The organism is Corallococcus sp. AB018 (genome assembly GCF_003986945.1).
GTDB classification, from domain to species: Bacteria; Myxococcota; Myxococcia; order Myxococcales; family Myxococcaceae; genus Corallococcus; species Corallococcus exiguus.
This window is the reverse complement of the sequence record NZ_RAWR01000314.1, coordinates 1-8,788: the sequence shown is the minus strand read 5'-3', so window position 1 is coordinate 8,788 and position 8,788 is coordinate 1. Positions and strand designations below refer to the sequence as shown.

The 8,788-nt window shown below is 68.2% G+C and carries 5 protein-coding genes; all 5 read left to right on the top strand.

Annotated features, from left to right (window positions below; translation table 11 throughout):
* Nucleotides 1–361, top strand: a 361-nt coding sequence (locus D7Y11_RS39695; RefSeq protein WP_126936286.1) for a prepilin peptidase, incomplete at its 5' end; no start/stop codon positions are given.
* A 46-nt stretch (nt 362–407) separates the two neighbouring features.
* Entirely contained in the window at nt 408–1,856 is a 1,449-nt protein-coding gene (locus D7Y11_RS39690) for a type II and III secretion system protein family protein (protein ID WP_120581117.1), read from the top strand.
* A 152-nt stretch (nt 1,857–2,008) separates the two neighbouring features.
* Nucleotides 2,009–3,766, top strand: coding sequence for an ATPase, T2SS/T4P/T4SS family (locus D7Y11_RS39685; RefSeq protein ID WP_120581116.1), 1,758 nt, complete (start codon nt 2,009–2,011; stop codon nt 3,764–3,766).
* A gap of 7 nt (nt 3,767–3,773) precedes the next feature.
* Nucleotides 3,774–5,987, top strand: a complete 2,214-nt coding sequence (locus D7Y11_RS39680; protein WP_126936285.1) for an FHA domain-containing protein — start codon at nt 3,774–3,776, stop codon at nt 5,985–5,987.
* Between the two features lie 59 nt (nt 5,988–6,046).
* Nucleotides 6,047–8,752 carry a DNA polymerase I gene (gene polA / locus D7Y11_RS39675; RefSeq protein ID WP_120581114.1) on the top strand — a complete coding sequence of 902 codons (2,706 nt, stop codon included), beginning with the start codon at nt 6,047–6,049 and terminating at the stop codon, nt 8,750–8,752.
* Nucleotides 8,753–8,788 lie beyond the last annotated feature (36 nt).

Here is an 8,788-nt window from a genome sequence, read left to right as displayed (position 1 = left end):
GAGCGGGCTACTGGCGGGCGCGGGACTCGCGCTGCTGCTGGTGCCGGGTGCGCTGCGCGGGCGCATGGGGTGGGGTGACGTCAAGCTGATGGCGGGCGTGGGCTGCGTGCTGGGCTTTCCCACGGTGCTCGCCGCGGCGGCCTTCATCTCGCTTACGGGCGCGCTGCAGGCCATCGTCACGCTGCTGTGGCAGGGGGCCGTCTGGGACACGCTGGCGGCGGTGGCCCGTCGCTGGGCGGTGCGGATGAAATGGATGCGCGAGGAAACCTCGCCCGCTCCCGTGCGACACATCCCCTACGGCGTCTCCATCGCGGTCGGGACTTTCTGGGCCATGTGGTGGCAGCAACAACATCTGGGATAGCGCGCCGTCAGGCCGGGCGCGCGCACGCAAGAAGGGGATTCACACGATGTCCACTCGCTTCACGCAAGCCCTGGCGCTCGGCGCCCTCGTCACCCTGGTGGCCAGTGCCCCCGCCCTGGCCCAGGAGGGAAGCTCCGTCAGCCTGGGTGTGGGTACCCAGAAGGTGCTCACCATTCCCGGCCTCAGCCGCGTCGCGCTGGGTGATCCGTCCATCGCCGAGGTGAAGACGCTCGGCACCGGCCAGCTGCTCGTCACCGGTAACGCCGAAGGCAAGACGACGCTGCTCGTCTGGAAGTCCTCGGGTCAGCGCATCAGCTACCTGGTGACGGTCCGCAAGCAGGACCCCAACGAGGTCATCTCCGAAATCAAGCGCCTGCTGGGTGAAATCGAAGGCGTGTCCGTGCGCATGGTGGGTGACCGCATCTACCTGGACGGTCAGGCCTACACCACGCAGGACGCGGACCGCATCGAGCAGGTGGTGAGCCTGTACCCGAACGTGAAGTCGTTCGTGAAGATCGCCCCCAACGCCAAGAAGCTGGTCGCGCAGAACCTGAACGCGGCCTTCCAGAAGGCGGGCCTGAAGAACGTGCAGGCCAACGTGGTGGGCGCGACCATCTTCCTGGAGGGCTCCGTGGAGAGCCAGCAGGACCTCCAGAAGGCGGAGCTCATCACCAAGGCCATCGGTGAGAAGGTGGAGAACCTGCTCGTCGTCGGCATCAAGCGGATGATCCTCTCCGAGGTCCAGTTCGTCGAAATCCGCCGCAACAGCCGCGACCGCTACGGCATCAAGTACCCCACGGACATCACCGGCACGCTGACCGCCGCCGCGACGCTGAACAAGGCGCTCATCCCCTCTGGCGACGCCGTCTCCGGCCTGATCATGAGCGCGACGGGCGGTTCCGACCTGAGCATCGGCTTCCAGGCCAACGACGGTTACGGCCGCCTGCTGGCGCAGCCCAAGCTGGTGTGCGCCAGCGGTGAGAAGGCGGAGTTCCTCGCTGGCGGCGAGGTGCCCATCCCCCTCATCACCAACACGCAGTTCACGGTGGAGTACAAGCCCTACGGCGTCATCCTGAACATCCGCCCCACCGCGGACCGCAACGGCAACATCCAGACGGAAGTGGAGGCGGAGGCCTCTGAAATCGACACCTCCGTGTCCGTGTCCTTCGGTGGTTCGTCCGCCATCCCCGGCTTCCGCACCCGCAAGGTCAAGACGAACGTCACGGTGCGCCACGGTGAGACCATCGTGCTGTCCGGCGTGTTCAGCCACGACGAGCAGAAGGCCGTCGCGAAGCTGCCCGGCCTGGGTCACATCCCCATCGTGGGCGAGCTGTTCAAGAACCGCGCGTTCGACACCACCAAGCGCGAGCTGGTGATCTTCGTCACCCCGCGCATCGTGAACCCGGACTCGGACAAGGTCCGCAGCATCATCGAGGACGTGAAGACCCGCTACAAGCAGGCCCGCTCCGAGGTGAACTTCAACATCTTCGACTGACGGCCCTCAAAAGCGCCCTCACGTTGGATCCGGGCCGGCCCCATCCCTGCTTCAGAGGGGGAGGGTGCCGGCCCGTCCGTTTCCGGGCAGCAGGCGGGCGAGCGTCGCAGGAGTCTTTGAGGTCGTAGGAGGGCTTGGTAGCATCCCGGCCCATGTTTCTCATCACGCTGACGGAGAAGGGCGGCGGTTCGGAGCAGCGGGAGTACCCCAAGAACGAGATCACGATCGGCCGGATTGCTGGCAACGACATCGTGCTCGCCAAGGGGAACGTCTCCAAGACCCACTCCCGCATCGTCGAAAAGGACGGCCGCTTCATCATCGTGGACATGAAGTCCACGAACGGCACCTTCGTGAACGGCAAGAAGATCGCCGGGCCGATGGTGCTGAAGCCCACCGACCAGGTCTCCATCGGCGACTACATCCTCAACGTCGAGGCGCTTGCCGACGAGCCCGCTGACGAGGGCTACGACGAGGAGCAGGGCGAAGAGGCCTACGACGAGGAAGAGGCCTACGAAGAGGAGGAGCCCTACGAGGAGGAGGAGGCGCCCGCGCCCGCCCCCGCGGCTCCCAGCCGCATGCCCGCGTCCATGGCCGCGGCCATGGCGAAGAACAAGCGCAAGGTGGACCCCCGGCTGGAGCGCTACTCGCGGCTCCAGAAGGAGATCCACGACCGGCTCATCGAGTACCTGGACCTGCGCCGCATGGACATGGACCGGCTCGGGGACGAGGAACTCTGGCGCCGCACCGAGAAGGCCATCCGGGACATCATCGACCAGATGGAGGCGGACCAGGAGCTTCCCGGGGACGTGGACCGGGAGGAGCTGCTCACCGACGTCATCAACGAGGCGCTGGGCCTGGGGCCCCTGGAAGCGTTCCTCGCGTCGGAAGAGATCAGCGAGATCATGGTGAACCACGCCAACCAGATCTACATCGAGCGCAAGGGCAAGCTGACCCTGTCGGAGAAGACGTTCTCCTCCAACCAGGCGGTGCTCGGCGTCATCGAGCGCATCGTGGCGCCCATTGGCCGCCGCATCGACGAATCCAGCCCGCTGGTGGACGCGCGCCTCAAGGACGGCAGCCGCGTGAACGCCATCATCCCGCCGCTGGCGCTCAAGGGCCCCTGCATCACCATCCGCAAGTTCAAGAAGGATGCGCTGAAGATCCAGGACCTCATCAAATACAAGACCGTCACCGCGCAGATGGCCGAGTTCCTGGAGATGTGCGTGACGGCCCGGCGCAACATCGTCATCTCCGGCGGCACGGGCTCCGGGAAGACGACGACGCTGAACATCATCAGCTCGTTCATCCCGGAGGGTGAGCGCATCATCACGGTGGAGGACGCGGCGGAGCTTCAGCTGCCGCAGGACCACTGGGTGCAGCTGGAGAGCCGCCCGCCCAACCTGGAAGGCAAGGGCGCCATCACCATCCGCGAGCTGGTGAAGAACTGCCTGCGCATGCGGCCGGACCGCATCGTCGTGGGCGAGTGCCGCTCCGGCGAGACGCTGGACATGCTCCAGGCCATGAACACCGGCCACGACGGTTCGCTCACCACGCTGCACGCGAACACGCCGCGTGACGCGATTGCCCGGCTGGAGACGATGGTGCTCATGTCCGGCATGGAGCTGCCGGTGAAGGCCATCCGCGAGCAGATCGCCAGCGCCGTGCACCTCATCGTGCAGCAGACGCGCTTCTCCGACGGTTCTCGGAAGATCTGCTTCATCACCGAGGTGTCCGGCATGGAGGTCGACATCGTGACCCTGCAGGACATCTTCTATTACAAGCAGGACGGCTTCACCGAGGACCACAAGGTGCGCGGACGCTACGTGGCGTCAGGCTTCGTCCCGAAGTTCTACGACGAGCTCCAGCGCAAGGGCATCCCCGTGAACATGAGCATCTTCCGCGAGGACTGACGCGCCCATGCCTACCCTGGTCGTCCGTCACCCTGACGGCACTGAGCACGAGCACGAAGTCGCGGGCGAGCTGAAGATTGGCCGCCAGCAAGGCAATGACCTGGTCCTCACGGAAGGCGGCGTGTCGCGGCAGCACGCGCGCGTCTACGTGGAGGGCGGCACCGTCTACGTCGAGGACGGAGGCAGCCAGAACGGCACCTTCGTGGACGGCGAGCGCATCGAGGGGCCCACGGCGCTGACGCCGGCCTCGCAGGTGCTGCTGGGCGACTACGAGATGAAGCTCAAGGGCAATGCCCGGAGCACCAGCGGGCGCCGCGCGGCCACACCTCCGCCCGGCGATCCGGCGACGCTCTCGGACGCGCCCGTGAAGGGCACGCGCGCCATGCCCAGCATCCGCGCCAAGGCCACGCAGAACGGCGCCGCGAAGCCCGAAGGCGCGCTGGCGAAGCGGCCCGCTCGCTCCACGCCCGCGGGTGCGGGTGCCGCGGCGGCGGGCGCGGGTTCGGGTCCGGTGCTCAAGGGCATGACGGGGCCATGGGCGGGCAAGTCCTATCCCATCAACGGCACGTTGCTGGTGGGCCGGGCGCCTCCGGCGGTGGTCGTCCTGGATGACGACTCCGTGAGCCGGAAGCACGCGGAGGTGAAGCGCGAGGGCACGGGCGTGCTCGCGCGCGACCTGGGCAGCGCGAACGGCACCCTGCTCAACGGCGAATTGCTGGGCGAGGAGTTCGTCGACCTGCAGCCCGGGGACGTCCTCCAGTTCGGCGTGGTGGAGATGACCTACGAGGCCGCCGAGACGCCCGCGCGCCGTCCTGGCACGGGCGCGGCGCCGGCACGTCGTGGTGGCCGGGCGTCGCCCGAGTCGGGCAATAAGCGCAAGTTGATGGTGATCGCGGGCGGCGTGGTGGCGCTGCTCGCGGTGGCGGCGGTGGTGAAGTCCTCCGTCGGGGCGCCGCGGAAGACGCAGCCGACGGGGCCCGCCGCGCCGCTGGATCCCGCGCAGCAGGTGCAGGAGTTCCTCAGCGAGTGCCGCTCCTACGCCTCCAACGAGACGGGGGCTCCGGACTGGGGCCGCGCCGAGAAGGCGTGCGAGCAGGCGCTGGACATGGACCCCATCAACGCCGAGGCGAACACCCTCGTGCGGCGCATCAAGCTGGAGAAGGAGGCCTTCGACAACTTCGAGGCCGCGAAGAAGTCCATCGAGCTCAACCGCGAGAAGGACGCCCTGGAGTACCTCCGCAAGATTCCGAAGGAGAGCGAGTACTTCCGCCGCGCCCGCTCCAAGGCGAAGGAGACGGCCGAGCAGTTCGTGGATCGCGCGAAGTTCGACTGCAATCGCTACCTGAACAACTCGCAGTGGGGGCCCGCGGTCCAGCGCTGCCAGCAGTACATGGAAGTGTGGTGCCAGAAGCAGAGCAAGGAGGACATGGAGCCGCCCATCGGTCAGACGCTCCGCCTGGAGGGCGGTCTGCGCAAGAACGAGTGGCGCCCCAAGGACACCATGTTCGTGAAGTTCCTGGTGGCCCGCCAGCGCGTGGACCGGAACGCGCAGCCGTGGACGTGCCCCGTGTCCGACATCCTCCAGGAGGACGGTCTGGGCGTGGATCAGGCCAGCGAGGTGCGCGCCATGTTCGCCAAGCGCTACGCCCCGAAGCTCATCCAGGCGGCGATGATGGACTACTGGGCCGGCCGTGGCAGCGAGGCCATGGCGACGCTGCAGAAGCTGCGCTCGAAGGAAGACCAGGCGCAGTACCACCAGCTCGCGGACGACCTCATTCGCGACGTGTCCAACGTGGATCAGCTCTTCAAGACGGGCGGGAGCAACATCACCAACGAAGACCCCGAGCGCGCGGTGGCGCCGTTCAAGGACGCGCTGGCGACGGACAAGCGCATCATGGCGGAGCTGGCGGAGTCGCACCTGTCCTTCTACCGGAAGAACATGTTCCAGGACCTGGCGGCCTCCGCCTACCTGCGTGGCAAGCACTTCGCCGACCGCGAGGACCGCCGCCGCGGCTGCCGCATCTGGAAGATGGGCTTCGACTTCTACAAGGGCAACACGAACCTGAACCGCGTGGTGGCGTTCTGCTCCACGCAGGCGCAGAACGCGTTGAACAGCGTAGGCAGCTGCTCGGACTTCCAGGCGGTGGAGGACTACGCCGTGCCGGGTGACGGCATCGCCGAGCAGATGGCCGCGAAGAAGGCCGAGATGAAGTGCCGCTGAGCGGCGCTCCGGTGCGGGGCTTCGTGGACAGACAGCGGTAGGCGCGCTAGGGACGGGGGATGGCCGACACCAGCCCCCCGCGCTCCGAGCGCCGCCTGGCGCTCTTCGACGCGTCTGGCTTCATCTTCCGCGCCTACCACGCCATCCCCCCGCTCACGACGAGCAAGGGGGTGCCCACGAACGCGGTGCTGGGCTTCACCCGCATGGTGCTCAAGGCCCTGCAGGAGCTGAAGCCCACGCACGTGGCGCTCGCGTTCGACAAGTCCGGCCGCGTGGAGCGTCAGAAGATCGACCCCACGTACAAGGCGAACCGCAAGGCGGCGCCGGAGGACCTGACGCCCCAGTTCCCGCTCATCCGCAAGGTGGGGGACGTGCTGAACCTGGCCTCGCTGGACGCGGAGGGCTGGGAGGCGGACGACGTCATCGGCACGCTGGCGCTGCAAGCGAAGGCGGAGGGCTTCCAGGTCCTGGTCGTCACCAGCGACAAGGACTTCATGCAGATTGTCGACGAGGACATCACCCTCTTCGACCCCGCGAAGAACAAGCGCATCGGCATCGCGGACGTGCAGGAGAAGATGGGCATCCTGCCCAAGCAGGTGCGCGACTTCCTGGCCCTGGTGGGCGACGCGGTGGACAACGTCGCCAAGGTACCCGGCGTGGGCGACAAGACGGCGGTGGAGTTGCTCCACCAGTTCGGCGACGTGGAGACGCTGCTCGCGCGCGTGGAGGAAGTGAAGAAGCCGAAGATCCGCGCGGCGCTGGAGTCCCACCGCGAGAGCCTGGCGCGCGCCAAGCAGCTCGTCACCTTCAACACCGGGCTGCCCCTGGGCGTGAAGCTGGAGGACCTGGTCCGCCGTGCGCCGGACGCCACGCGTGCGCGGGACCTGTTCACGGAGCTGGAGTTCTTCGCGCTCCTGCGCGACCTGCCCGCGGAGGAGGCCCCGGCGCGGCCGGACGTGGCGCCGCTCGCCACCACCACCACGCTGGTCACCACCGAGGCGGAGCTGAAGGCGCTGGCGGAAGCGGCGAAGGCGGCCGGGTCTCTCACCCTGGTGCCCGCCTACGAGGGCATGCCCTTCGCGGCGCCGCTGGTGGGCATGGGCGTGGCGCTGCCGGATGGCTCCACGCGGTACGTGCCGCTGCGGCACCAGCAGCTGGGCGCCACGCAGGTGCCGGTGGCGGCCTTCACCGCGGTGATGAAGGACGTGATTTCGGACGCGGCGGTGAAGAAGGGCGGCCACGACCTCAAGGCGCTCACGCTGGTGCTGGCCCATGAAGGGCTGACGCTGGAGGGCGCCCAGGACGACGTGGAGCTCTTGAGCTACCTGCTCAACCCGTCGCGCCGGGAGCACGCGCTGGCGGACCTGGCGCGCGAACGGCTGCGTTCGGAGCTGCCCGCGCTGCCCGCGTCGGTGGAGGGCAAGAAGGGGCGGCCGCTGGCGGACCACGGGCCGGAAGAGGTGGCCGCGGCGTACGCGGTGCGCGCGGACGCGGCGCGCAGGATGGCTCCGGAGCTGTGGAAGGAGCTGGAGCTGGGCGGACTCTCGGAGCTGGCTCGCACGCTGGAGCTGCCGCTGTTGCCCGTGCTCGCGCGGATGGAGCGCGAGGGCGTGAAGCTGGACGTGGTGGAGCTGGGCCGCACGTCCGAACGCGTGGACGTGGAGGTGAAGACGAAGGAGGCCGAGTGCCACCAGGCCGCGGGCCACGTCTTCAACCTGGGCTCCAATCCGCAGCTGGCGCAGGTGCTCTACGAGGAGCAGAAGCTGCCCATCCTCAAGCGCGGCAAGACGGGCCCGTCCACGGACCAGGAGGTGCTGGAGAAGCTGGCCGAGGAGCACAACAGCGTGCTCGCGCGCGCGCTCATCGAGTACCGGGGCCTGTCCAAGCTCAAGAGCACCTACCTGGACACGCTGCCCACGCTGGTGGCGAAGGACGGGCGCATCCACACCACGTACCACCAGGCAGCCACCGCCACCGGCCGGCTGTCCTCGTCCGACCCGAACCTGCAGAACATCCCCGTCCGCACGGAGCTGGGGCGTGAAATCCGCCGCGCCTTCGTGGCGGACGCCGGGCACCAGCTGGTGAGCGCGGACTACTCGCAGATTGAGCTGCGGCTGCTGGCGCACATCGCGGAGGACCCGGTCCTCATCGACGCCTTCCGCAATGACGAGGACATCCACAGCCGCACGGCGGCGGAAGTCTTCGGCGTGGCCCCCAAGGACGTGGACCGCGAGCAGCGCCGCGTGGCGAAGATGGTGAACTTCGGCATCGCCTACGGCCTGTCCGCGCACGGCCTGTCCACGCGCCTGGGCATCTCCCAGGAGAACGCGCGCGACGTCATCGAGCGGTACTTCACCCGGTACGCGGGCATCCGCCAGTACCTGGAGGACACCGTGGAGAAGGCGCGCAAGGTGGGCTACGTGGAGACGCTCTACGGCCGCCGCCGCCTGATGGGGGACCTGCTCTCCAAGAACCGGGCGGTGGCCCAGGCCGCCGAGCGCGCCGCCATCAACATGCCCATCCAGGGCACCGCCGCGGACCTGATGAAGAAGGCCATGCTGGCCGTGGACGCCGCGCTCCGGGAGCAGAAGCTGAAGACGCGCGTGCTCCTCCAGGTGCACGACGAACTGCTCTTCGAAGCGCCGGACGCGGAGGTGGAGGCCGTGAAGGCGCTGGCCGTGAAGAGCATGGCCTCCGTCGCCGAGCTGAAGGTGCCGCTCAAGGTGGACGTGGGCGCGGGGAAGAGCTGGGCGGACGCGCACTGAGCACGAAAAAATGCGGGAGAGCGCCCACCCCCGTAG

Coding starts and splice junctions, on each gene's coding strand:
- polA (WP_120581114.1), top strand. CDS start 6,047: ATGGCCGACACCAGCCCCCCGCGCTCCGAGCGCCGCCTGGCGCTCTTC.
- D7Y11_RS39690 (WP_120581117.1), top strand. CDS start 408: ATGTCCACTCGCTTCACGCAAGCCCTGGCGCTCGGCGCCCTCGTCACC.
- D7Y11_RS39685 (WP_120581116.1), top strand. CDS start 2,009: ATGTTTCTCATCACGCTGACGGAGAAGGGCGGCGGTTCGGAGCAGCGG.
- D7Y11_RS39680 (WP_126936285.1), top strand. CDS start 3,774: ATGCCTACCCTGGTCGTCCGTCACCCTGACGGCACTGAGCACGAGCAC.